Consider the following 23,280-nt stretch of genomic DNA (forward strand, 5'->3'; position numbering starts at 1 on the left):
CCCCCCCCCCCCCCCCCCCCCCCCCCCCCCCCCCCCCCCCCCCCCCCCCCCCCCCCCCCCCCCCCCCCCCCCCCCCCCCCCCCCCCCCCCCCCCACACCGCTGAGACCACCGCTAGAGCTGAGGACTGCCGACGATGAACACCCTGGACGTACTCGACGCCGACTCGCTGCGCGACGACATCCCCGAGTTCCGCCCCGGGGACACCGTCAAGGTCCACGTGCGCGTCGTCGAGGGCAACCGCTCGCGCATCCAGGTCTTCCAGGGCGTGGTCATCCGTCGCCAGAACGGCGGCATCCGCGAGTCCTTCACCGTGCGCAAGGTGAGCTTCGGCGTCGGCGTGGAGCGCACCTTCCCGGTGCACACGCCCGTCGTGGAGAGGATCGAGGTGCTGACCCGCGGTGACGTGCGTCGCGCCAAGCTGTACTACCTCCGCGAGCTGCGCGGCAAGGCCGCCAAGATCAAGGAGAAGCGCGAGACCGTCGCGCGCTGACACACGGCACCGGTCCCCCCTGCCTCGGCACGGCGGGTCTCCCGCGCCCGTACGCTGATCCTCGATGAGCAGCGACCGGCACGGGGGACCCGCCGACGTCGTCCCGGGGGACGACGGATCCGACGACCGCCGACCCGGCGACGGCTCGAGCACCGCCGACCCGGCCGGTGCCCGCCGGTGGTGGGGTCGGCGACGGCGCCCGGAGCCCGGGAAGAAGCCCTCGCTGCTGCGCGAGCTCCCGGTGCTGCTGCTGGTGGCTTTCGTGCTGGCGCTGCTGGTCAAGACCTTCCTCGTGCAGGCCTTCTTCATCCCGTCCGGGTCGATGGAGACCACGCTGCACGGCTGCACCGGCTGCACCGGCGACCGCGTGCTGGTGAACAAGGTCCCCTACTGGTTCGGCGAGCCCGAGCCCGGCGACATCGTCGTCTTCACGGGCCCGGACACCTGGTCGCCCGAGGTCCAGGTCGCCGAGCCGGGCAACTGGGCGTCCGGTGCGCTGCTGTGGCTGGGACGCGCGGTCGGCGTGGCCCCGCCCAGCGAGGACGACTACGTCAAGCGCGTCATCGCCGTCGGCGGCCAGACCGTGCAGTGCTGCGACTCCGAGGGCCGGGTGGTGGTCGACGGGGACCCGCTCGACGAGCCCTACATCTACCAGGACACCCCGATCGAGACCCGTGCGTTCGGCCCGGTGACAGTGCCCGGTGGCCGGCTGTGGGTCATGGGCGACCACCGGTCGGCGTCGGCCGACTCGCGCTCGCACGTGGACGACCGGTACGCCGGGACGGTCGCCGTGGACGACGTCATCGGCAAGGCCGCGGTCATCGTCTGGCCGCTGGACCGGTTCGGCACCCTCGACTCGCCCGACATCCAGGGTGCTCAGGCCTCCGGCGTGCAGCTCTCCGGGGCCGCGGCGGTCGCCGCTCCGCACGTGCTGGGGCTGGTCGGCGCCGTGCCCGTGGTCGCGTGGCGGCGCCGGCGGCGCAGCACCGCGAGACGGCGCCCGGTCCGAGACGCGCCGCCTGGTCCCCGCGGTCCGAGCCGCGCCGCCTGATCCGCGTCGGCGCGAGCCGCGCGGCCTGTTCTGCGTCGGCCCCGATCTGCGTCGCCTGTTCTGCGTCGGCCCCGATCTGCGTCGCCTGATCCGCGCCGGTCCCGATCCCGCGGCCTGATCCGCGCGCGGGCTGACCGCGCTGTCCCTCGTGCGCGGCGTCGCCCCGCGGGTCCGGGGCCCGGTGACTCCATGACTGCGCTGTGGTCCGCGCCTCCTGGCCCGTCCGACGTCGACTCGCGGGGTAGGGGTCCCCATCCCCCTTCCAGCCTTCGCCCGGCCGCCTCCCGCCCTTGCCGTCCCCGGGGCCCGGCCGTCCCCGCCCTCCGCCGTCCCCGGGGCCCGGCCGTCCCCGCCCTTCGCCGTCCCCGGGGCGCGGCCCGCTCCCGTCGAGCAGCGGCCGCGGGTGATGCCGGTCGGCCGCCGCTTCGGAATGGCCGGGAATGGCGCATCGTCATGTCGACAATCCGGAAGCGCGTTACGGGTGTTGTTCGTCCTGCCGTTCCGGACGGATCCGAGAATGGCGGAAAAACTGTCGGAAAAGGTGTCAAGCACTTCTCTCACCCGTCCGATGGATGGTGTGCAAGCCCCAACCCGAACGTGTGAAATGGAGCCGACAGTGTCTGCACCCATGGCGAGCACCGCCCGCGGCGTCACCCGCGTGCTCATCCTCGCCGACGCCCCGGTCCTGCGCCGTGGGCTGGTCAGCATGATCAACGAGACCGCCGGGATGCAGTCGGTCGGCACCCCGGGCGAGCTGCGCCGGGCACTGACCCTGGTCGAGACCGCCCGTCCCGACGCCGTCGTCGTCGAGCTCGGCTCCGGTCGCGCCGCCACCCTGGCCGCTTGCCGCGACCTGCGGCGCCGCTTCCCGCGGGTCGCCATCGTGGCCCTGGCCACCTCGGAGGACCCGGCCGTCGTCAACGAGGCCGTCGCCGCCGGCGTCCGCGGCTACCTCATGATCAACACGAGCCCGACGCTCCTGGGCTGGGCCATCCTGGCCGCCCGCGCCGGCCGCACCGTGGTCGACCCGCAGATCCGCCGGGTGGAGCCCTCGGCCGTCCCGGCGACCAAGCCCTTCGCCCCCGAGGTCCCGCTGACCCGCCGCGAGTCCGACGTCCTCGACGAGCTGCTGCAGGGCCAGTCGAACCGCCAGATCGGCCGCAACCTGTTCATCAGCGAGGACACGGTCAAGAGCCACGTGAAGGCCATCCTGCGCAAGCTGGGTGCCCGCGACCGCGCCCACGCCGTCTCCCTGGTGCTCTCCTCACGCTCGTCGGGCGGCGCCTGCACCTGCGGCACCCACGCGGTGGTCCCCTCGGAGACCGCCGAGGTCTGATCCCCCGACCCTGGTGCGACGGTGGCCCTCCTCCGCCGACCGCACCGGGAGCGCCGGACCGGACGGTTCGCCTCCTCAGCGATCCGGTACGGCGCTCGCGACCGGTCCCCGGTCGCACCCCACCACGAGCCGGCCCCTCCGAGACCCGGGGGCCGGCTCGTGGCGCGTCCGCGGCCGGTGCGCCGCCGTCCCGGCGCGGAGGGGCGTCCACCGTCGTCCTGTCCCCGGGGCGTCGTAGGGTCGGGACGCGATGGCAGTCCGTACCGCCCCCGCCCGTCCCGCCCGAGTCCCGGCCGGGGACGACCGGCCCGACGCGCTCTGGGACATGGAGCGCTCCCTGCGCCGCCGCGGCTTCTCCGCCGTCGCCGGTGCCGACGAGGCCGGCCGCGGCGCCTGCGCCGGGCCGCTGGTCGCCGCGGCCTGCGTCCTGCCGGCCGGCCGGCGCGGGCGGGTGCCGGGCCTGGCCGACTCCAAGCTGCTCACCGCCGCGGCGCGTGAGCGGGTCTACGCGGAGATCGTGGACCGCGCCGTCGCGTGGTCGGTCGTGGTGATGCCGGTGCGCGACCTCGACGCCCGAGGCATGCACGTCACCAACATCGAGGCGCTGCGCCGGGCGGTGTGGGCACTGGACCCCGGCGCCGACTACGTGCTCACCGACGGTTTTCCCGTCAGTGGCCTCGCCCGGCCGACCCTCGCGGTGTGGAAGGGCGACCGGGTCGCCGCCTGCGTGGCCGCCGCCTCGATCCTGGCCAAGGTGACGAGGGACCGGATGATGGCGGACCTGCACGAGCGGTGGCCGGAGTACGACTTCGCCGGGCACAAGGGCTACATCACCGACGCGCACAGTGCTGCCCTCGACCGCCACGGGCCGTGCCCGGAGCACCGGCGGCGTTTCGTCAACGTGGCCCGTGCCGCCGCCGCACACGCCGGTCGCGACGCCCACCTCACCGTGTCCGGGCCCATGGTCGATGATGGACCCATGCGCACCGTCTCCGGAGAGCCGCGATGAGCACCGAGGACCTGGAGAAGTACGAGACCGAGATGGAGCTGCAGCTCTATCGCGAGTACCGGGACATCGTCCGCCAGTTCACCTACGTGGTGGAGACCGAGCGGCGCTTCTACCTGGCCAACTCGGTGGACCTCCAGGTGCGAGAGGCCGGCGGCGAGGTCTTCTTCGAGCTCAAGCTCTCCGACGCCTGGGTGTGGGACATGTACCGGCCGGCCCGCTTCGTGAGGAACGTGCGGGTGCTGACGTTCAAGGACGTCAATGTGGAGGAACTGGACAAGCCGGACCTCGAGCTGCCGGACGGTCCGCGCCTGCCCTGACCGGGGTCCACTCGCTGCGTCGCACATGCCGTGAGGCTCCCGGCGACCACCGACGGGACGCGATCCGCCGTCCACAGGGTGCGCCCCCGTCCACAGACGGCGGCCGGACGGCGACCGGAGGTCCCTCCCGGGTCACCGTCGGCCGGTGCGAACGACGACGACGACGGAACTGGGCCTGCGCGGTGAGCGCATCGCCGCCCGCTACCTGACCGACCGCGGCCTGCGGCTGCTCGACCGGAACTGGCGCTGCCGGGAGGGCGAGCTCGACATCGTGGCGCGCGACGGCTCCGCGATCGTCTTCTGCGAGGTCAAGACCCGCCGCGAGGTCGGCTTCGGGCACCCGGTGGAGGCCGTCACCCCCGCCAAGCAGCGCCGGCTGCGGCTGCTGGCCCAGCGGTGGCTGGCCGCGCACGCCGAGCACGCGCCCGACCTGCGCTTCGACGTCGTGGGCGTGCTGGTGCGGCCGGGCGGCCCCGCGGTGGTCACGCATCTCCCGGCGGCGTTCTCGTGAGCCTGGCCCGGACCTGGTCGGTCGGCCTGGCCGGGGTCTCCGGCGCGATGGTCGAGGTCGAGGTCGACATGTCGGCCGGCGTGCCCCAGGTCGTCCTCGTCGGGTTGCCAGACGCGGTGGTCCGCCAGTCGGTCGACCGGGTGCGTGCCGCCGTGGTCAACGCCGGTGGTCAGTGGCCGCTGCGGCGGGTGACCATCGGGTTGTCCCCGGCGTCGATGCCCAAGCAGGGGAGCGGGTTCGACCTCGCTCTCGCCTCCGGGGTCCTCGCCGCGGCCGGGGCCGTGCCGGCATCGTCGGTCGCCGACCTCGTCCTGCTCGGCGAGCTGGGCCTGGACGGGGCGGTGCGCACCGTCCGCGGGGTGCTGCCGGCGGTGCTCGCGGCCCGGCAGGCGGGCCACCGGGACGTCGTCGTGCCGCGCGGCAACGCCGACGAGGCCGCGCTGGTCGAGGGCGTCGCCGTCCTCCCGGTGGGGTCGCTGCGGGAGCTGCTGGCCCACCTCACCGGCCGGACCCGGCTGCTGCCGCACGCCCGGGGCCCGCTGCCCGACCCCCCGCCTGCCCCCGACCTCGGGGACGTCGTCGGGCAGGCCGTCGGGCGGCGGGCCGTCGAGGTCGCCGCCGCCGGCGGGCACCACCTGTACCTCGCCGGACCGCCGGGGGCGGGCAAGACCATGCTCGCCGAGCGGCTGCCCGGGATCCTGCCGCCGCTCGACGAGCAGGCCGCCCTCGAGGTCACCGCGATCCACTCCGTGGCCGGCACGCTGCCGCCCGACGCCCCGCTGGTGAGCCGGCCGCCCTTCGAGGCGCCGCACCACTCCGCGACCACGGCGGCGCTGGTCGGCGGCGGATCGGGGCAGATCCGGCCGGGGGCGCTGTGCCGCGCCCACCGCGGCGTCCTCTTCCTCGACGAGTGCCCGGAGTTCCCCCGCGCGGTCCTGGACACCCTGCGCCAGCCCCTCGAACGGGGGTCGGTCACCATCTCGCGGGCGTCGGGGGCGGCGACCTTCCCCTGCCGGGCGCAGCTGGTCCTGGCCGCCAACCCGTGCCCGTGCGCCTCGGCGGCGGGGGACACCGCGTGCACCTGCTCGGCGCTCGAGCGCCGGCGGTACCGGTCCCGGCTGTCCGGCCCGCTGCTCGACCGGATCGACCTGCGCGTCGACCTGCCGCCGGTCACCCGGGCCGCCTGGCTGGACGGCGCCGACCCGCCCGAGCCGTCGGCGGTGGTGGCCGCGCGCGTGGCCGCGGCACGCGAGGCCGCCGCGGAACGGCTGCGCGACAGCGGACTGGTACTCAACGCCGAGGTGCCGGGCCGGTTGCTGCGGGAGCGCTGGCCGGTCCCCCGGCCGGCGTCGGTGCTGGCGGAGCGCGCCCTGGAGCGGGGGATCCTGTCGGTCCGCGGCTTCGACCGGGTGCTGCGCGTGGCGTGGACGCTCGCCGACCTCGCCGGTCGGCCCGTGCCCGGTCGCGAGCAGGTGGCCGAGGCCCTGGGCATGCGGCTCCAGCGGGTGGCCGCGTGACCGCCGGAGGCCGGCCCCCGACCGATCTGGACGCCGACATGTCCTCCGCCGCCGGCGAGCGCGGGGACCCCGCCGTCGTCCGCCGGGCGCGGGCGTGGCTCAGCCGCGCGGCCGAGCCCGGCAGCGTCGCCGCCTGGCGTTTCGTGGAGGACGCCGGGCCCGTCGCCGCCGTCCTGGCCCTGCGGGCCGGGCGGGCACCCGCCGCGGTGCAGGCCCTGGTCGGGGTGCGCGCCGAGCAGGACGCGAGCCTCGCCGACCTGCGCCGTGCCGAGCGCTGCGGCGGCCGGCTGGTGGTTCCCGAGGACGAGGAGTGGCCCCGGTCCGCGCTGCACGCCCTCACCGTCGCCGCTGTGTCCGAGGACCCCGGGTCCCCGGACCAGTCGGACCGGACGACGGCGCTGGTGCCGCCTGTCGCGCTGTGGGTCCGCGGCCCCGCGCGGCTCGCCGACGTCGTCGAGCGGTCGGTGGCCGTCGTCGGCGCGCGGGCGTCGACCGCGTACGGCGAGCACGTCGCCGGTGATCTGGCCCACCGGCTGGGGGAGAGCGGCTGGGCGGTCGTCTCCGGCGGCGCCTACGGCATCGACGCCGCCGCGCACCGGGGCGCGCTCGCCGCCGGTGGCTCGACGGTCGCGGTGCTCGCCTGCGGCGTCGACCGGGTGTACCCCAGCGGCAACGGCGCGCTGCTCGAGCGGATCGCCGACGAGGGTCTCGTCCTCAGCGAGTGGCCGCCCGGTGCGGCCCCGCACCGGCACCGGTTCCTGGTCCGCAACCGGCTGATCGCGGCGCTGACCCGTGGCACGGTGGTGGTCGAGGCGGCGGCCCGGTCCGGCGCCCAGGCGACCGCGCGGCGGGCCCGCCGGCTCGGGCGGCCGGTGATGGCGGTGCCCGGTCCGGTCACGTCGGCGATGAGCGTCGGCTGCCACGAGCTGATCCGTGACCAGGAGTCCGGGGCCGTGCTCGTCGGCACCGCCGCGCACGTCATCGAGGAGGTCGGCCGGCTGGGCGAGGACCTGGCGCCGCCGCCGGAGGTGCCCGTCGACGTCCGGGACGAGCTGTCCGACCTGGCCCGCCGGGTCCTGGACGCCTGCCCGGTGCGCCGTGGGGTGGGCCCGGAACGGCTCGCGGTGGTGGCCGGCTGCAGCGTCGTGGAGGTGCTCCAGCAGCTGCCCGCGCTCGAGGTCGCCGGGCTGGTCGAGTTCCGTGGCACGGGCTGGCGGCTCGCACCTGCTCCCCGGCCGCACCGACGGGGCGGCCCGGCCGCCGGGGCCGATCGGCTCAGGGCCGGGGAGGCAGGGTGATCGTCTCCTGGGTGAACGAGGCGACGAGCGCGCCGCCCGTGTCGCGCACCGTGCCTCGGACCAGACCGCGCCCGGCGGCGATCGAGAGGGGCGCGGCGTCGTAGAGCAGCCAGGCCGCGGGATCGAACGGGCGGTGCAACCACAGCGCGTGATCCAGGGAGGCGGTCATGGCGCCCGGCGCGAGCAGCGACTCCGGCTGCTGGGAGACGGCGACGACCATGTAGTCGGAGACGAACGCCAGGACCGCGGCGGCGGCCCCGGGTCCATCCGGCGGGGTGGTTCGGGGCCGGGCCCAGAAGGGATGCGGCGGCGTCATGACCGGTGCCCCGGCGTCGAAGCGCGCGTTGCCGACCGGGCGGAACTCGACCGGGTCCATGCCGACCAGCTGCGACGTGTCGGTCGAGAGCTGCTCCGGGCCGGCCGGCAACGCCGTGGCCGGCGCCTGCCACTCTCCGCCGGCCACCTCCGCCTGGAAGGAGGCGGTCACGAGCAGCCGGACCTCCCCGTGCTGGGTGACCGTGACCTGGCGGATCGCGCTCGACCGACCGTCACGGACCGGCTGGACCCGGATGCGCAGCGGCATCCCGGCGTCACCCGCGGAGGGGAAGACGGACGCGGAGGCGCGGAACGGCAGGTGCGGGTCGACCGTAGCGGCGGCCGCTCGCAGCGCGAGGGCCTGCGACCAGCCTCCGTAGAGGTGGCCGGGGGCCAGCGGCACGTTCTCGTACTCGCCTTCCCCGAGCTCAGCCAGGCGGAGCAGGGCGGCCAGGTCCGTCGACATGGCAGATCTCTACCAGCTCGCCACGGACGTCCTCCGGGCATCCGGGGTGCGGCGTGCCCACTTGACCCGCCCCTCCCGCGGCCGCACCGTCGCGGGGTGCCCGGTTCGACGGCGGAGGTGCGTGCCGCGCTGCCCCCCGCCCTCGCGGCGGCGCTGGACGAGTACGAGGCGCACCTGACCGGCTCCCGGGAGCTGTCGGAGCACACCGTCCGCGCCTACGTCGCCGACGCCGTGTCGTTGCTGGACCACCTCGCCCGGCTCAGCGGCACCCGGGTGGACCACCTCGACCTGGCCGCCCTGCGCAGCTGGCTGGCCAAGCGGCGCACCACCGGCGACAGCCGTGCGACCACCGCCCGTCGGGCGGCGGCGGCGCGGTCGTTCACCCGCTGGCTGCGTCGCACGGGCCTGACGGCCGAGGACGTCGGCCTCCGGCTGGTGAGCCCCAAGGCGCACCGGACGCTGCCCGACGTGCTGGCGCCCGACCAGGCGCGCGCCGTCGTCGAGTCCGCCTCGGGGGCCCAGGAGCCGGTCGGCCTGCGCGACTCCCTCGTCCTCGAACTGCTCTACGCCAGCGGCATCCGGGTCAGCGAGCTGGTGGGCCTGGACGTCGACGACGTCGACCGCGGCCGCCGGCTCCTCCGGGTGATGGGCAAGGGTCGCAAGGAGCGCAGCGTCCCCTACGGGGCGCCCGCCGAGCGTGCCCTGGACGCCTGGCTGACCCGTGGCCGCCCGGCGCTGCTCACCGCCCGTTCCGGACCCGCCCTGCTTCTGGGCGCCCGCGGCGGCCGGCTCGACCCCCGGGAGGCCCGCCGGACCGTGCAGGCCGCGGGAACCGCCGCTCCCGGCGCGCCGCGCGTCGGCCCGCACGGGCTGCGCCACTCCGCCGCGACCCACGTGCTCGAGGGTGGCGCCGACCTGCGTTCGGTCCAGGAGCTGCTGGGCCACGCTAGCCTCGCGACCACGCAGATCTACACGCACGTGACGGTCGAGCGGCTCCGTGCGGTGCATGCCCAGGCCCATCCGCGCGCGTGAGCCGGTGACCGGCTGCCGATACTGGTCTGCGAAGCCCACAGGGGCCGTCCCGGCGGACCCATGAACGAGCGGGGGAGCCACACCGTGCCCGAGGCGACGATCGACACGATCGACGAGTCGAACGAGGACACCGATGCGGCGATCGCCGCGCTGTGGCGCGACTACGTCGCCGACCGCGACCCGGCGCTGCGGGACCGGCTGATCCTCCACTACGCGCCGCTGGTGAAGTACGTCGCCGGCCGCGTCGGCTCGGGCCTGCCGGCCCACGTGGAGCAGGCCGACCTGGCCTCCTACGGCACCTTCGGGCTGATCGACGCGATCACCCGGTACCAGCCCTCCCGCGAGGTGAAGTTCGAGAGCTACGCCATGGCCCGCATCCGCGGCGCCATCATCGACGAGCTGCGGACGACGGACTGGATCCCGCGCTCGGTGCGCAGCAAGGCCCGTCAGTTCGAGAAGACCATCGCCGCCCTCGAGGCCCGGCTCCAGCGCAGCCCCTCCGACGAGGAGGTGGCCGCGGAGATGGACATGGACGTCGAGGAGGTCCGCAAGTTCCTGGGCCAGCTGTCCCTGGTCAACGTGGTCGCCCTCGACGAGCTGCTCACCGACGACGACGGCGGCGCCCCGCGGCTGGTCGACACGCTGCAGGACACCAGCGCCCTCGACCCGCAGGCGATGGCCGAGCACGGGGAGGCCCGGCAGCTCCTGGCCCGGGCCGTCGAGCAGCTCCCCGAGCGCGAGAAGGTCGTCGTGAGCCTCTACTACTTCGAGGGGCTCACCCTGGCCGACATCGGCCGCGTGCTCGGGGTCACCGAGAGCCGCATCTGCCAGTTGCACACCAAGGCCGTGCTGCACCTGCGGACCAAGCTCGCCGACATCGCCTGAGCGCCGCGTCGGCGCGGACAGCGACGCCCGACCGCACCGGCGCGCGACCGGGACGGGATCCCCGCCCTCGTCCCTCCAGCAGGCGCGGTCCCCCGTCCGGGGCGGCGGCGGATCGCTGCCCGTCGCTCAGGACGGGCGGCGGCCCGCACGGCCGAGGGCCGCGGTGAGCGCTGCGCGTACCTCGTCGTCGTCCGCGCCGAGCAGCCGCGCCTGCCGGACGAAGCCGTCGGCCTGCTCGCCGAGCACGCGGCGCCGCTGCGCCGCGGTCCGGGCGGGCGCTATCGGCCGCACCCGGGTGCCGCCACCGCGGCGGGACACCACGAGCCCCGCGGCCTCCAGCTCCCGGTAGGTGCGGGCGACCGTGCCCACCGCCAGCCCGAGGTCCGCCGCGAGCTGGCGCAGCGGTGGCAACCGGTCCCCGGCGGGGATGAGCCCCGACCGGATCAGCTCGGCGAACTGGCGTCTCAGCTGCTCGAACGGCGGGGTGGGGTCGGTGGTGGAGACCCGCAGCGACGGAGGCCCGTTCACCTGCGGTCCGCGCTCCGGTCCCCGCTCCGGGCGGCCCCGGCTGCGGCGCTCCGCCGGGGGAGGAGCACGGTGACCGCGCACCAGGAGGCCAGCGCGGCCAGCGCCGGGACCAGCAGGACCACGCCGCCGGCCACCACTCGCCACGACGCCGGTGCGCACCCGAGGTTGCCGACCGCGTGCGCCGCGACGAGGGAGACCCCTGCCAGCGGAACGGCGACCAGCAGGCCGCACCCGGCCACCACGGCCTCCGCCGCCTGGCGGCGCAGGAGGTCGTCCACGTGCGGTGCGTCCCCCGACCGGGGGCGGTGCACGATGCGCCGCAGCGCCAGCCCGGCCAGCACGAGGCCGGCCAGGACGACCGCCAGCAGCGGTGCGGCGTAGAACCAGCCGGGCCACGGGCCCACCGCGGTGGTCCACAGCGGGGTGCACGAGCGAGCGAGCGCGCGACCGGCCCGGCCGAGGTCGTCCGGCGATCCGAGCGCCGTCGTGGTGCCGAGGACGGCGACCAGCAGACCGGTGGCCGCGAGCACCACCCGGCTGAGGACCGGCGGCAGGTAGTCCCGGGCCCGCCGGACCTCCACCGTCGCGGTCCGGACGGCGGCCCCGGGCGCTCCGACGCGCAGTTCCCCGACGACGATCCCGGTGAGGAGGCAGAGCCCGAACAGCGGCGCGCCCAGGAGCAGGCCGCGCCCCAGGGCGTCCTGGTGGGCGCTGATCAGGGCGACCACCACCCCGAGGGCCGCACCCCCCAGACGCCAGCGCGCGGTGGTGCGTGCCGTGGCGCGGAGCCGTTCCGAGAGCTCGTCCCCGGTGACCGCGGCCGGCCGGCGGACGCGCACGGCGGCCGCCACGGCCAGGGGGACGAGCACGGCCGACAGCAGCACGGCGGCGGTCACACGGACCCCTTTGTGTCAGATGAGTGATACAAGAGTGCACTCTGGTCGTCCCGTCAGGAGATTGTCAATCACCGGCCCGCGACCGGGCGGGTGTCCTCACCCGGTCCAGGGCAGCAGGCGGATCCGCGGCGGGGCGAGCAGCTGCAGCGGGTCCAGGTAGGTCTCCCCGCGGCGCAGCCCCCAGTGCAGGCAGGCGGTCGCCGGGCAGCCGGCGTGCCCCGCGACCAGCGTGCCGATGAGGGAGCCCCGCGCCACCCGCTGCCCGGCGCCCACGGTCGGGGCGACCGGCTCGTACGTCGTCCGCAGGCCCCCGGGGTGGTCGATGCTGACCACCGGCCGGCCGGCCACCGCGCCGGCGAACGCCACCACGCCGTCGCCGGCGGCGACCACGGCCGAGCCCGGTGGGCCGGCGAGATCGACCCCCCGGTGCCCGCGACCGTAGGGCGAGTCCGGGGCCTCGAAGCCCCTCGTCACCTCCGGGCCCGGCAGCGGCGGCACCCAGACGGACCCGGCGGAGACAGCAGCGGCCGGCGCCGGGTCCGCGGTCGCCGGACCGCCCGCGAGCAGGAAGGCCAGCAGGAGCAGCGCGGGCAGCGGGCGCGGGGACACCGGGCCACCCTGGGTGCTCGGGCGTGCGCCTGGCCGGCCGGACTGCCGACTGTGGACGCGGACCGCCGCCGGTGGACGGGCGGAGGGGCCCGTCCCGGCTGCGCGTATGCTGTCCGGTGCGGCCCGTTCCGGCGGGTCGACTTCGCGCGTCCTCGAACCCCGCCGCCGTACCAGCGGGGTGGTCGCCACCTCGGTCCCCGTGGTCCTCCGCGGGGTGGTGTGGCGCCTGGATGCCAGGGCGGCGCACCACCCGGTGCCCGCGACAACCGAGACGCACGGCCGCCCGGGCGGCCGAGCGCGCCACAGAGGGACCACCATGGCAGTCATCAGCATGAAGCAGCTGCTCGACAGCGGCGTCCACTTCGGGCACCAGACCCGTCGCTGGAACCCGAAGATGAAGCGGTTCATCTTCACCGAGCGCAACGGCATCTACATCATCGACCTGCAGCAGACGCTCGGGTACATCGACAACGCCTACGAGTTCGTCAAGCAGACGGTCGCGCACGGCGGCACGGTGCTCTTCGTCGGCACCAAGCGCCAGGCGCAGGAGCCCGTCGCCGAGCAGGCGCAGCGGGTCGGCATGCCCTACGTCAACCAGCGCTGGCTGGGCGGCATGCTCACCAACTTCCAGACCGTCTTCAAGCGGCTCGAGCGGCTCAAGGAGCTCGAGGACATGGAGCAGACCGGCGTGCTGGTCAGCCTGTCCAAGAAGGAGCAGCTGGTCCTCAGCCGCGAGAAGGCCAAGCTCGAGCGCTCCCTCGGCGGTATCCGCGACATGAAGAAGGTGCCCAGCGCCATCTGGATCGTGGACACCAAGAAGGAGCACATCGCCGTCGGCGAGGCGCGCAAGCTGAAGATCCCGGTCGTCGCGATCCTCGACACCAACTGCGACCCCGACGAGGTCGACTACAAGATCCCGGGCAACGACGACGCGATCCGCAGCATCGCCGTGCTGACCCGCGTGGTGGCCGACGCCGTCGCCGAGGGCCTCATGGCCCGCTCGGCGGCGGAGGCCAACGCCGGCCGCGAGGACGGCGGAGAGCCCGCGATCGGCGGCGGGGAGCCGCTGGCTGACTGGGAGCGCGAGCTGCTGACCGGCCAGACCGGCGAGGCGCCCGCCGCTGCCGAGGTGCCGGAGACGCCGGCCACCGCCACCGAGCTGCCCGAGACCCCGGCCGCCGCGCCGACCGTCACCGCCGACGAGGTCGCCCCGGTCGAGGGCGTCCCCGCCACCGGTAGCACGGACACCGGCACCCAGGGCGCTCAGAACGCCTGAGGACCCCGTCCGTCTCATCCCCCGCACGCCCGGGACGAGCCCCTCGACGGGGTCGTCCCAGGCCCGGGCCACACTCAGGAAGAGAGACATGGCTGACTTCACCGCAGCCGACGTCAAGCGTCTCCGCGACGCCACCGGCGCCGGCATGATGGACTGCAAGAAGGCGCTCACCGAGGCCGACGGCGACTTCGACAAGGCCGTCGAGCTCCTGCGCATCAAGGGCGCCAAGGACGTCGGCAAGCGCCTGGAGCGCTCGACGACCAACGGCATCGTCGTCAGCAAGGACGGCGCCCTGCTCGAGATCGACTGCGAGACCGACTTCGTCGCCAAGAACGCGCAGTTCGTCGAGCTGGGCGAGCGGCTGCTCGACATCGTGCTGGCGCACAAGCCGGCCGACGTCGACGCCCTGCTGGCGACCGAGGTCGACGGCCAGACGGTCGCCGCGCTGGTCGAGGCCGAGTCGGCCCGCATCGGCGAGAAGCTGGTCCTCTCCCGCTTCGCCGTCTTCGAGGGCACCACGGCCACGTACCTGCACAAGCGGGCCACCGACCTGCCCCCGGGCATCGGCGTCGCGGTGCAGTACAGCGGTGGCTCCGAGGAGGCCGCTCGGTCGCTGGCGATGCACATCGCCGCCGCCCGGCCGCGCTACCTCACCCGCGAGGAGGTCCCGGCCGAGGCCGTCGAGACGGAGCGGCGGGTCGCCGAGCAGACGGCCAAGGAGGAGGGCAAGCCCGAGCAGGCGATCACCAAGATCGTCGAGGGTCGGGTCAACGCCTACTACAAGGACTTCGTCCTGCTCGAGCAGCCGTCGATCACCGAGCCCAAGCGCACGGTGAAGCAGATCCTCGACGAGGCCGGCCTGACCGTGGAGCGCTTCGCGCGCTTCGAGGTCGGCCAGGCGTAGCACCGATCAGCGAAGGACCCCGCCGTCCCCCTGGCCCGTCCAGGGGCCCGCGCCGATCTCCGGCCGCGGGGCAGCGGGGTCCTTCTGCTGTCCGGGCTCGGCTGTCGGGCCCGGAGGCATGAGGCAGGATCCAGGAGAACGACCGTCGAGCGAGGGATGAGCAGTTGACCGACACCGTGTCCGCCCCCAGCGCCTTCCGACCCGCCGACGGCGGTGGCTACCAGCGGGTGCTGCTGAAGCTGTCCGGTGAGGCCTTCGGCGGAGGCAGGGTGGGCGTGGACTCGGCGATCGTGCACAGCATCGCCCAGCAGCTGGCCGACGTGGTCCACGGCGGCACCCAGGTCGCCATCGTGGTCGGCGGGGGCAACTTCTTCCGCGGCGCCGAGCTCGCCCAGGCCGGCATGGACCGCCGGCACGCCGACTACATGGGCATGCTCGGCACGGTCATGAACGCCCTGGCGCTGCAGGCGTTCTGCGAGCAGGTGGGTCTGGAGACCCGGGTGCAGACGGCGATCACGATGGGACAGGTCGCCGAGCCCTACATCCCGCGCAAGGCCGTGCGGCACCTCGAGAAGGGCCGGCTGGTCATCTTCGGCGCCGGAGCCGGCATGCCGTACTTCTCCACCGACACCGTGGCCGCGCAGCGGGCGCTGGAGATCGGCTGCCAGGTGCTCCTCATGGCCAAGAACGGTGTCGACGGCGTCTACGACGACGACCCGCGCACCAATCCCGCCGCCCAGATGTACACCGACCTCGACTACACGACCGTCCTCGCCGACGAGCTCAAGGTCGCCGACGCCACCGCGATCAGCCTCTCCATGGAGAACCGGATGCCGATCGTCGTGTTCAACCTGCTGCAGGACGGGAACATCGCGCGAGCGGTGGCAGGTGAGAGGATCGGGACGCTGATCAGCACGCCGGCCTGACCGCGCGCCGACGGCACACCCGGAGCACAGAGGAGAGGCGGCCCGTCACCGGCGCCGTCCGCAGGAGGGACAGACCCGTGATCGACGACACCCTGCTCGACGCCGAGGAGCGGATGGACAAGGCCCTGTCGGTCGCCCGGGAGGACCTCGGCTCGGTGCGCACCGGCCGCGCCGCGCCGTCCATGTTCAACAAGATCATGGTCGACTACTACGGCGCGCCCACCCCCGTGCCGCAGATGACCTCCATCACCGTGCCCGAGGCGCGGATGGCGGTCATCAAGCCCTACGACAACAGCCAGCTCTCGGCGATCGAGAAGGCCATCCGGGACAGCGACCTGGGCGTCAACCCGACCAACGACGGCCAGATCATCCGCGTGGTGTTCCCGCAGCTGACCGAGGAACGGCGCCGCGACCTGGTGAAGATGGCGCGGTCGAAGGGCGAGGACGCCAAGGTGGCCATCCGCAACATCCGCCGGCGCAGCAAGGAGGAGCTCGACCGCATCGCCAAGGACGGCGAGGCCGGCGAGGACGACGTGCGGCGCGCGGAGAAGGAGCTCGAGGACCTCACCGCCCAGCACGTCAACCACGTCGACGAGGCGGTCAAGAACAAGGAGGCCGAGCTCCTCGAGGTCTGAGCGCGCGTCCCCGCCGCGACCATGAGACGCGAGTCCGACACCGGCCCGCTCCCGCCCGTCCGCCGTCCCGGCCCGGCCGCTCCGCCGCCGACCGCCCCCCCGACGGCCGAGATCGCCGCGCCCGAGGGCACGCGCGAGGTGCCCGTCCCGGCCGTCACCGGTCCGGCCACGGACGCCGTCCCGCTGCAGGGTGCCCTCCCGTCCCTCGACGAGGGCGCGAGCGTGGCCGACGAGCCGGCCGAGGAGCTGCCGGTCACCGAGCAGCCCCCGGAGAAGCCGAGCCGGGCCGGCCGCGACCTGGTCGCCGCCGTCGGCGTCGGGCTGAGCCTCGGCGCGCTCATCCTGGTCTCGCTGCTGGTCTACCGGCCGGCGTTCCTGCTGGTGCTGGGCGCGGCCGTCCTCGTGTCGGTCGTGGAGCTCACCCGTGCGCTTCGAGCCGGCGGCGCCGAGCCGCCGCTGGTGCCCGTCCTCGTGGGCGCGGTGGCGATGGTGGCGCTGGCCTGGACCCGCGGGGAGGTGGGGCTGGTCGTCGCCTTCCTGCTCACCGTGCTCGCCGTCCTGCTGTGGCGGCTGGGCGACGGTCCGGAGGGCTACCTGCGCGACGCCGCGAGCGGGGTCCTGGTCGCGCTCTACGTACCGCTGCTGGCGGGATTCGCCGTCCTCCTGCTCGTCCCCGACGACGGCGCCACCCGCGTCATCCTGTTCATCGCCACGGTCGTGGGGAACGACGTCGGCGGATACGCCGCCGGGGTGCTGTTCGGCCGGCACCCGATGGCTCCCACCGTCAGCCCCAAGAAGTCCTGGGAGGGGATGGCCGGGTCGGTGCTGGGCTGCGTGGCCGTCGCCACGCCGATCGTCGTACTCGGCCTGGACGGGCCGTGGTGGGGCGGGGTCCTCTTCGGGGCGGCCCTGGCGGTCAGCGCCACCCTGGGCGACCTCGGGGAGTCCCTCATCAAGCGGGACCTCGGGATCAAGGACATGGGCACCCTGCTGCCCGGCCACGGCGGCCTGATGGACCGGATGGACTCGCTGCTGCCCTCGGCGGCGGTCGCCTGGCTGCTGCTCTCCTGGGCGGTCCCCGCCTGACCGCGACCTACGCCGCGTCCCGGTCGAGCGGCCGGCCGACCTCCCACACCGAACCGACCTCGGCGAACCCCCGCCGGGCGTACCAGGACCGCGGCCAGTCGCCGGCCGCGGCCTCCACGAGCACCAGGTCGCAGCCGGCCGCGAGCGCGTGGTCCAGCGCGGCGCCGAGGACGGCATCCCCGTGGCCGCGGCCGCGTGCTGCGGCGTCGGTCTGCACCGAGTCCACGGCCGCCGTGGCACCGTCGACCCGGAGCTGACCGGCCGCCACCGGCCGGCCCTCCTCGAACACCGCGAGGTCGTGCACGGCGACGACCCGGTCGGTGCGGTGCTCCCGGCCGACGAGCTGCTCGACCACCTCCTCCAGATCCGCCCGCGGCGGCAGCTCGTCGCGCCACGACCGGCGCCACAGGTCGGTCAGGAGCGACCGGGGGACCGGAGCGGCCCGCGGTCCGGGCGCCGCCGGGCCGGCGGGACGGGCCATGACGAGCACCTCGCCGGTGTCCCACCCGCGGTCGGCCAGCAGGCCGGCGACCTCCCCGGCACCTGGCCAGAGCAGCGTCGCCGACCGGTGGTCCAGGCCGGCCGCGCGCGCGATCCCGGTGGCCGTCGCCTCGACGGTGCCGGCATCCACGGGCGTGGTGAGCAGCAGCCGGTTGTCGTCCCGCGAGTGCCCGTAGGCGGGATCGAGGACGGCGACGCCGCCCGGCACGTCCCGCACCTCGGCGGCGCGCCGGACCCGCAGCGAGACCAGGTGGGCGACCGCCCGGCCGAGGGCGTCGCCCGGCGCCGGCAGCACCGGCTCGGCGGGCGGGCGGTACGGGACGACGGCGACCACGGCCGCGGCCGGCAGCGGGCCGTACAGGTGCGGGAAGCGCATCGCCGCCGGATCGCCGGGCACGCCCGGCTCGAACCGCACGGGATCGGCCAGCCGGGCCGGGTCGACGACGAGCAGCACGAGGTCGCGGCGGCCGGGGAACAGCCGTCGTGCCGGCAGGTGCACCTGCTCGGGGGTGGACAGGTGCACGAACCCCGACCCGGCCAGCGACGGTGGCCGGAGCGCACCGGCGTCCAGCGCCCGCCGCCAGTCGGCCGGCTCGACCAGGTGCAGCAGCGGTGTCACGTCTCGTCCGGATCGACGCCGCGGGCACGCAGCGCCGCCTCGACGGCCTCGCACACCGTGCGGACGACGTACACCCGCGCCCACCGCTTGTCGTCGGCGGCGACCACGTGCCAGGGCGCGATCGGGGCGTCGGTGCGGTGCAGCATCTCCTCGACCGCCACCTCGTAGGCGCCGCGCTTGTCCCGGTTGCGCCAGTCCTCCTCGGTGAGCTTCCAGGCCCGCAGCGGGTCGTCGCGGCGGGACTCGAAGCGGCGCAGCTGCTCCTCCGGGGAGACGTGCATCCAGAACTTGACCAGGACCATGCCCTCGGCGGCCAGCGTCGTCTCCAGATCGACGATCTCCCCGTAGGCGCGCCTCCAGGCCGCCTCGGAGGACAGGCCCTCCACGCGCTCGACCAGCACGCGGCCGTACCAGGTGCGGTCGAGCACGGCCATGCCGCCCCAGCCGGGCAGCACCGGCCAGAACCGCCACAGGAAGTGGTGCCGCTTCTCGTCGTGGGTGGGGGCGGCGAACTGGGCGACCCGCACGTGCCGCGGGTCGAGCTCCCCGACCAGCCGCTTGATCGCCCCGCCCTTCCCCGAGGCGTCCCAGCCCTCGAACAGCACGCACAGCGGCGGGCCGAGCTCACCGGAGCCCAGCTGCCCGCCGAGCAGCAGCCGCAGGTGCACCAGCCGGCGCTGGGCGGCCTCCAGCTGCGCCTTGCCCTCCTTCTTGTCCAGGTGCAGTGACAGGTCGACGTCGGCGAGCCGGCTCATGCGGGCAGCCTCGCTGCTGCCTCCCGGCCTGTCATCCCGGGGGTGGCCCGCCGTGCTGGCGGACCCAGGTGTGCATGGCGATGCCGGCGGCCACGCCGGCGTTGATCGACCGCGTCGAGCCGAACTGGGCGATCGACAGGACACCGTCGGCCAGCTCGCGGGCGGCGTCGGTCAGGCCGGTGCCCTCCTGGCCGAACAGCAGCACGCAGGCCCGCGGCAGCGGCTCGGTCTCCAGCGGCCGTGCGCCCGGCAGGTTGTCGACGGCCAGCAGCGGCAGCCCCCGCCCGCGGGCCCAGGCGGCCAGCGCGGCGACGTCGGGGGAGTGGTGCACGTGCAGGTACCGGTCGGTGACCATGGCGCCGCGCCGGTTCCAGCGGCGGCGGCCGACCACGTGCACCCCGGCGGCGAGGAACGCGTTGGCGGTGCGCACCACCGTTCCGATGTTGAGGTCGTGCTTCCAGTTCTCGATCGCCACGTGGAAGGGGTGCCGGCGGGTGTCCAGGTCGGCGACGATCGCCTCCACCGTCCAGTAGCGGTACCGGTCGACGACGTTGCGGCGGTCCCCGTGTGCGAGCAGCTCGGGGTCGTACCGGGGGTCCTCCGGCCAGGGACCCGGCCAGGGGCCGACCCCGACGTCCTCCGCGGGCGGAGGTTCCTGCTCGGCGCCGCGGGTCACCGGACCGACGCTAGCGGGGCCCCTTCGAACCCACGGCCACGCCTCCCGGGCCCGCCGCCCCGTGTCCGGCACGATGAGGTGATTGCAGTCTGTCAGTGAAGGATCACGTCGAGTGGCGATCGAGGACTCCCGGACGGCGGAGCAGGACGACACGGAGCAGGACGCCACGGAGCAGGTGGCGGCCGACGGCGCCGGTGTCCCGCCGGCCGATCCCGGTGCGGCCGCGGCGGAGGACTGGGACGGCGCCTGGCTGCCGGCCTGGATGTCCGACGGGGTGGAGGCTGCCGAGCCGGCCCCCGCGCCGGAGGACGCCGCGGACCGGGCCCCCCGGGCGGCGCCCCTGTCGTCGGCAACGGTCGAGGACGTCCCGGCCCCGGTCGACGGGGTGGAGGCACCCGGCAGTCCACCCGCGGACGACGAGCCCGCCGACGCCGAGGGCCCCGACGAGCCCGCCGCCGCCCGCGACGCGGCGGGCGGGTCCGACGCCACGGCCTCCGACGCCACGGCCTCCGGCGTCCCGGTGCCGCTCGTGGTCGCCCGTCCCCCGACGCGGTCTCCCCGGCGGAGAGGCCTCACCGCGGCCGTCGGGTTGCTGGTCGCCGGCGGGATCTCGGGGGCCGCACTGCTCGCCACGTCCTCCGACGCGGTCCCGGCCGCGGACCGGCAGCCGTCCACGGGTCAGCGCTGGGAGGCTCCCGGAACGGGCCCGGCGGTCCGGGACGCCGGCGGTGCCGGCCTCACGGCGGCCGGACCGACGACCGCGGTCCCGCCGTCCCCGCTCCCGGACGCGACCCCTCCGGCTCCGGCGGTCCGCACCGCAACCGTTCCGCCGGCCGCCATCCCCGGTGCGCCGGCGGCGGTGCCGCCGGGTGCGCCGGCGGCCGAGGTGGTCACCGGAGCACCGGAGACGACCGCCGCGGTCCCGGTCGAGCCCCCCGGCCCGGCGCCGACCGGCCCCCCGACCGCGGCCGCGCCGACGGAGCCCCCCGCCGACCAGCCGGTGCCCACGGCCGCGCCTCCGGAGGCCCCGGCGCCGACCGGCGGTCCGGTCCCCACCGGCGGTCCGGTGCCCAGCGGCGGTCCGGTGCCCAGCGGCGGTCCGGTGCCCACCGGCGAGCCGGTGCCCAGCGGTGACGCGGCGCCGACCGGCGATCCGGTGCCGACCGGGCCGGTGATCGCGACGGAGACGTCGGCATCGGCGCCGCCGACGACTCCGGTCCCCGACCCCACCGCTGCCGACCCGGGGGCACCGGCTCGCTGAGCGAGAGACGTCACCCGCGCCGGGGGAGCGGCGGTGGGACCATGGACGACGCCATGACAGCCCTCCCCCTGGTCTTCGACGCCCCGCGCCGGGGCAAGCCGCCGCGCCACCTCGCCGATCTGACCCGCGAGGAGGCGCGCGCCGCCGTGGCCGGCCTCGGGCAGCCGGCGTTCCGCGCCGATCAGCTGTCCCGGCACTTCTTCCGGGGCGCCACCGATCCGGCGCAGATGACCGACGTCCCGGCCGCCGCGCGCGACACGCTGGCCGCGGCGCTGCTGCCCGGCCTGCTCACCCCGGTCCGGCACCAGGCCGCCGATGGCGGGCGCACCCGCAAGACGCTGTGGCGGCTGCACGACGGGGCGCTGGTCGAGAGCGTCCTCATGCGCTACCCGGACCGGGCCACCGTCTGCATCTCCAGCCAGGCCGGCTGCGGCATGGCCTGCCCGTTCTGCGCGACCGGGCAGGGCGGGCTGACCCGCAACCTGTCGGCGGCGGAGATCATCGGGCAGGCGGTGGCCGCGGCCCGGACCATGGCCGACGGCGAGCTGCCCGGCGGTCCCGGCCGGCTGTCGAACGTCGTCTTCATGGGCATGGGCGAGCCGCTGGCCAACTACGCGCGGGTCCGCCGCACCCTCGAGGCGCTGCACAGCCCGGCGCCGCACGGTCTGGGCCTGTCGCAGCGGTCGATCACCGTCTCCACCGTGGGCGTGGTGCCGGGGATCCGCCGGCTCACCGAGGAGGGGCTGCAGGTGACCCTGGCCGTCAGCCTGCACGCTCCCGACGACGAGCTGCGCGACACCCTCGTGCCGGTCAACACCCGGTGGAAGGTGGACGAGGTCGTCGCCGCCGCCGACGACTACGCCGAGCGCACCGGGCGCCGCTACTCCGTCGAGTACGCGCTGATCCGCGACGTGAACGACCAGCCCCGGCGCGCCGACCTGCTCGGTCGCCTGCTCGCCCGGCGCCGGGCGCACGTCAACCTGATCCCGCTGAACCCGACACCGGGCAGCCCGTGGGACGCCAGCCCGCCGGCGGCGCAGCGGGAGTTCGTCGCCCGGCTGCGCGCGGCCGGCGTGCCGACCACGGTGCGCGACACCCGCGGCCAGGACATCGACGGCGCCTGCGGCCAGCTGGCGGCGGCCGACCTCGCCGAGGGCGGTGTGCCCGCCGTGGCGACCGTCCCGGCGGAGCCCGTCGAGCCCCCGGTCGAGCTGGGGGCGGAGGCCGACGGATGAGCGAGGCGGCCGGCCCGCAGGAGGTCGCCGAGCGGCACGGCCACACCCACGGCGACGTCTCCGGCGGGTGGCTGCGCCCCGCCGTCTTCGGCGCCATGGACGGGCTGGTCACCAACACCGCGCTGGTCGCCGGCGTCGGAGGCGGGGGAGCCCCCCCGCGCGCGATCGTGCTGGCCGGTGCCGCCAGCCTGGTCGCGGGGGCCCTGTCCATGGCGCTGGGCGAGTACACGTCGGTCAAGACGCAGAACGAGCAGCTGGACCTCGAGGTCGCCAAGGAGCGGCGGGAGCTGCAGCGCAACCCCCGCGGCGAGCTCGCCGAGCTGGTCGAGCAGCTGCGCGTCCGGGGCGTGGAGGAGGACCTGGCCCGGCAGGTCGCCGTCCAGCTGTCCCGCGACCCGGAGACGGCGCTGCGGCTGCACGTGGTCGCCGAGCTCGGCGTGACGGTCGACGAGCCGCCGTCCCCGCGCACGGCGGCGATCTCCTCGTTCCTCACGTTCGCGACCGGCGCGGTCGTGCCGCTGGTGCCCTACCTGCTGGGGTTCCCGCTGCTGTGGGTGGCCCTGCTCTGCGGTGGGGTGGGGCTGGCCGTCGCCGGGGCGCTGTCCGCGCGCTTCACCTCGCGGCCGTGGTGGTACGGCGGCGGCCGCCAGTTGCTCTTCGGCGCCCTGGCCAGCGGGGCGACCTACCTGATCGGGCTGGCGATCGGCGTGACCGCCACCTGAGCGGCTCGGCTCACTTGGCGCGCCAGGCGTTCTTCCGGCGGAAGATGTCCCACACCAGGATCCCGGCCATCGCCAGCGCGATCCCGACGACCCAGAGGTCCTCCACCCGGCCCTCGTGGTTGCCCACCAGGTACGAGAGCATGATCAGCACCGTGATCCAGGCGCCGATGCGGCCGGCCCGGCCGGTCTCGCCGTGCCAGCCCCAGTCCTCGGGACGCTCGTGCTCGACCGGGTGCGCGTCGTGCCGGACGACGCCCTCCTCGCGGCCGGGCTGCTCGACCCGCGAGGTCTTCGGGTGGTCGATCGTCATCCGGTCCCGGTGGGTCTGCTCGCTCACGGTCCGCATCTTGCCAGCCTCCGCGGGCCGGGACCGCACGAGGGAGGTCGCGTCGTCGGGGAGGATGGGCGCGTGAGCGGACAGGG

The 23,280-nt window shown here is 75.6% G+C and carries 26 protein-coding genes; 18 read left to right on the forward strand and 8 right to left on the reverse strand.

Features of this window, described 5'->3' with window-relative positions:
• Positions 1 to 134 precede the first annotated feature (134 nt).
• The 8 genes from rplS to dprA all read left to right on the forward strand — a co-directional run bounded on the left by rplS (position 135) and on the right by dprA (position 7,530).
• Complete coding sequence (rplS, locus tag ACK586_RS15990) at positions 135 to 491, forward strand: 50S ribosomal protein L19 (protein ID WP_409331485.1); 357 nt, start codon at positions 135 to 137, stop codon at positions 489 to 491.
• A 64-nt stretch (positions 492 to 555) separates the two neighbouring features.
• Positions 556 to 1,542, forward strand: coding sequence for a signal peptidase I (gene lepB, locus ACK586_RS15995; RefSeq protein WP_409331486.1), 987 nt, complete (start codon positions 556 to 558; stop codon positions 1,540 to 1,542).
• Positions 1,543 to 2,170: 628 nt separating this feature from the next.
• A complete protein-coding gene (locus tag ACK586_RS16000) occupies positions 2,171 to 2,878 on the forward strand; it encodes a LuxR C-terminal-related transcriptional regulator (RefSeq protein ID WP_409331487.1) in 708 nt (235 codons plus the stop codon).
• Positions 2,879 to 3,128: 250 nt separating this feature from the next.
• Positions 3,129 to 3,887, forward strand: a complete 759-nt coding sequence (locus tag ACK586_RS16005; protein ID WP_409331488.1) for a ribonuclease HII — start codon at positions 3,129 to 3,131, stop codon at positions 3,885 to 3,887.
• Positions 3,884 to 4,204 carry a DUF2469 domain-containing protein gene (locus tag ACK586_RS16010; protein ID WP_029432918.1) on the forward strand — a complete coding sequence of 107 codons (321 nt, stop codon included), beginning with the start codon at positions 3,884 to 3,886 and terminating at the stop codon, positions 4,202 to 4,204. Before ACK586_RS16005 ends, ACK586_RS16010 begins: the two co-directional genes overlap by 4 nt.
• Before the next feature lie 145 nt (positions 4,205 to 4,349).
• The gene (locus tag ACK586_RS16015) at positions 4,350 to 4,715 is read left to right on the forward strand and encodes a YraN family protein (RefSeq protein ID WP_409331489.1); all 366 of its coding nucleotides are present in this window, start codon (positions 4,350 to 4,352) and stop codon (positions 4,713 to 4,715) included.
• Positions 4,712 to 6,232: a YifB family Mg chelatase-like AAA ATPase gene (locus ACK586_RS16020; RefSeq protein ID WP_409331490.1), complete on the forward strand. Its 1,521-nt coding sequence runs from the start codon at positions 4,712 to 4,714 to the stop codon at positions 6,230 to 6,232. Before ACK586_RS16015 ends, ACK586_RS16020 begins: the two co-directional genes overlap by 4 nt.
• Entirely contained in the window at positions 6,229 to 7,530 is a 1,302-nt protein-coding gene (gene dprA, locus ACK586_RS16025; RefSeq protein ID WP_409331491.1) for a DNA-processing protein DprA, read from the forward strand. The genes ACK586_RS16020 and dprA overlap by 4 nt, the downstream gene beginning before the upstream one ends.
• On the opposite strand, the gene ACK586_RS16030 is transcribed toward dprA, so the two are convergent.
• Positions 7,508 to 8,311, reverse strand: a complete 804-nt coding sequence (locus ACK586_RS16030; protein ID WP_409331492.1) for an acyl-CoA thioesterase — start codon at positions 8,309 to 8,311, stop codon at positions 7,508 to 7,510. The genes dprA and ACK586_RS16030 overlap by 23 nt on opposite strands.
• Positions 8,312 to 8,407: 96 nt before the next feature.
• On the opposite strand from ACK586_RS16030, the gene ACK586_RS16035 reads away from it, so the two are divergent.
• Both ACK586_RS16035 and whiG read left to right on the forward strand, forming a co-directional pair.
• Positions 8,408 to 9,343, forward strand: a complete 936-nt coding sequence (locus tag ACK586_RS16035) for a tyrosine recombinase XerC (RefSeq protein WP_409331493.1) — start codon at positions 8,408 to 8,410, stop codon at positions 9,341 to 9,343.
• 84 nt (positions 9,344 to 9,427) lie between these two features.
• Positions 9,428 to 10,228 carry an RNA polymerase sigma factor WhiG gene (gene whiG, locus ACK586_RS16040; RefSeq protein ID WP_409331494.1) on the forward strand — a complete coding sequence of 267 codons (801 nt, stop codon included), beginning with the start codon at positions 9,428 to 9,430 and terminating at the stop codon, positions 10,226 to 10,228.
• A gap of 126 nt (positions 10,229 to 10,354) precedes the next feature.
• Here the strand turns inward: whiG and ACK586_RS16045 are convergent, their stop codons facing one another.
• The 3 genes from ACK586_RS16045 to ACK586_RS16055 form a co-directional block, all read right to left on the reverse strand.
• Complete coding sequence (locus tag ACK586_RS16045; protein WP_409331495.1) at positions 10,355 to 10,756, reverse strand: GntR family transcriptional regulator; 402 nt, start codon at positions 10,754 to 10,756, stop codon at positions 10,355 to 10,357.
• Positions 10,753 to 11,652 (reverse strand): hypothetical protein, encoded by a 900-nt coding sequence (locus ACK586_RS16050; protein ID WP_409331496.1) that lies wholly within the window; start codon positions 11,650 to 11,652, stop codon positions 10,753 to 10,755. Before ACK586_RS16050 ends, ACK586_RS16045 begins: the two co-directional genes overlap by 4 nt.
• Positions 11,653 to 11,748: 96 nt before the next feature.
• A complete protein-coding gene (locus ACK586_RS16055; protein ID WP_409331497.1) occupies positions 11,749 to 12,261 on the reverse strand; it encodes a murein hydrolase activator EnvC family protein in 513 nt (170 codons plus the stop codon).
• Positions 12,262 to 12,577: 316 nt separating this feature from the next.
• On the opposite strand from ACK586_RS16055, the gene rpsB reads away from it, so the two are divergent.
• The 5 genes from rpsB to ACK586_RS16080 all read left to right on the forward strand — a co-directional run bounded on the left by rpsB (position 12,578) and on the right by ACK586_RS16080 (position 17,088).
• Positions 12,578 to 13,537, forward strand: a complete 960-nt coding sequence (gene rpsB, locus ACK586_RS16060) for a 30S ribosomal protein S2 (RefSeq protein WP_409331498.1) — start codon at positions 12,578 to 12,580, stop codon at positions 13,535 to 13,537.
• 88 nt (positions 13,538 to 13,625) lie between these two features.
• Complete coding sequence (tsf, locus tag ACK586_RS16065) at positions 13,626 to 14,441, forward strand: translation elongation factor Ts (RefSeq protein WP_409331499.1); 816 nt, start codon at positions 13,626 to 13,628, stop codon at positions 14,439 to 14,441.
• Between the two features lie 164 nt (positions 14,442 to 14,605).
• Complete coding sequence (gene pyrH / locus ACK586_RS16070) at positions 14,606 to 15,367, forward strand: UMP kinase (RefSeq protein ID WP_409331500.1); 762 nt, start codon at positions 14,606 to 14,608, stop codon at positions 15,365 to 15,367.
• A gap of 77 nt (positions 15,368 to 15,444) precedes the next feature.
• Positions 15,445 to 16,002, forward strand: a complete 558-nt coding sequence (gene frr, locus ACK586_RS16075) for a ribosome recycling factor (RefSeq protein WP_409331501.1) — start codon at positions 15,445 to 15,447, stop codon at positions 16,000 to 16,002.
• Between the two features lie 21 nt (positions 16,003 to 16,023).
• On the forward strand, positions 16,024 to 17,088 hold the full coding sequence (locus ACK586_RS16080) for a phosphatidate cytidylyltransferase (protein WP_409331502.1): 1,065 nt from the start codon (positions 16,024 to 16,026) through the stop codon (positions 17,086 to 17,088).
• Between the two features lie 7 nt (positions 17,089 to 17,095).
• Here ACK586_RS16080 and ACK586_RS16085 read toward each other — a convergent pair whose 3' ends face one another.
• Genes ACK586_RS16085 through ACK586_RS16095 form a run of 3 tightly spaced genes read right to left on the reverse strand, consistent with a single transcriptional unit; the run spans position 17,096 to position 19,639 of the window.
• Positions 17,096 to 18,208 (reverse strand): GNAT family N-acetyltransferase, encoded by a 1,113-nt coding sequence (locus tag ACK586_RS16085; protein ID WP_409331503.1) that lies wholly within the window; start codon positions 18,206 to 18,208, stop codon positions 17,096 to 17,098.
• Complete coding sequence (locus tag ACK586_RS16090) at positions 18,205 to 18,963, reverse strand: polyphosphate kinase 2 family protein (protein ID WP_409331504.1); 759 nt, start codon at positions 18,961 to 18,963, stop codon at positions 18,205 to 18,207. Before ACK586_RS16090 ends, ACK586_RS16085 begins: the two co-directional genes overlap by 4 nt.
• Before the next feature lie 31 nt (positions 18,964 to 18,994).
• Complete coding sequence (locus tag ACK586_RS16095) at positions 18,995 to 19,639, reverse strand: TrmH family RNA methyltransferase (protein WP_409331505.1); 645 nt, start codon at positions 19,637 to 19,639, stop codon at positions 18,995 to 18,997.
• A gap of 112 nt (positions 19,640 to 19,751) precedes the next feature.
• Between ACK586_RS16095 and ACK586_RS16100 the strand changes: the two genes are divergently transcribed.
• From ACK586_RS16100 to ACK586_RS16110, 3 genes are read left to right on the forward strand one after another with little or no spacing between them, the layout of a single operon-like run.
• A complete protein-coding gene (locus ACK586_RS16100) occupies positions 19,752 to 20,900 on the forward strand; it encodes a hypothetical protein (RefSeq protein ID WP_409331506.1) in 1,149 nt (382 codons plus the stop codon).
• 53 nt (positions 20,901 to 20,953) lie between these two features.
• Positions 20,954 to 22,135, forward strand: coding sequence for a dual-specificity RNA methyltransferase RlmN (rlmN, locus tag ACK586_RS16105; protein ID WP_409331507.1), 1,182 nt, complete (start codon positions 20,954 to 20,956; stop codon positions 22,133 to 22,135).
• Complete coding sequence (locus ACK586_RS16110; RefSeq protein ID WP_409331508.1) at positions 22,132 to 22,857, forward strand: VIT1/CCC1 transporter family protein; 726 nt, start codon at positions 22,132 to 22,134, stop codon at positions 22,855 to 22,857. Before rlmN ends, ACK586_RS16110 begins: the two co-directional genes overlap by 4 nt.
• Positions 22,858 to 22,867: 10 nt before the next feature.
• On the opposite strand, the gene ACK586_RS16115 is transcribed toward ACK586_RS16110, so the two are convergent.
• Entirely contained in the window at positions 22,868 to 23,194 is a 327-nt protein-coding gene (locus ACK586_RS16115; RefSeq protein ID WP_409331509.1) for a DUF2631 domain-containing protein, read from the reverse strand.
• Positions 23,195 to 23,280 lie beyond the last annotated feature (86 nt).

The organism is Trujillonella humicola (assembly GCF_046233715.1).
GTDB classification, from domain to species: domain Bacteria; phylum Actinomycetota; class Actinomycetes; order Mycobacteriales; family Geodermatophilaceae; genus Trujillonella; species Trujillonella humicola.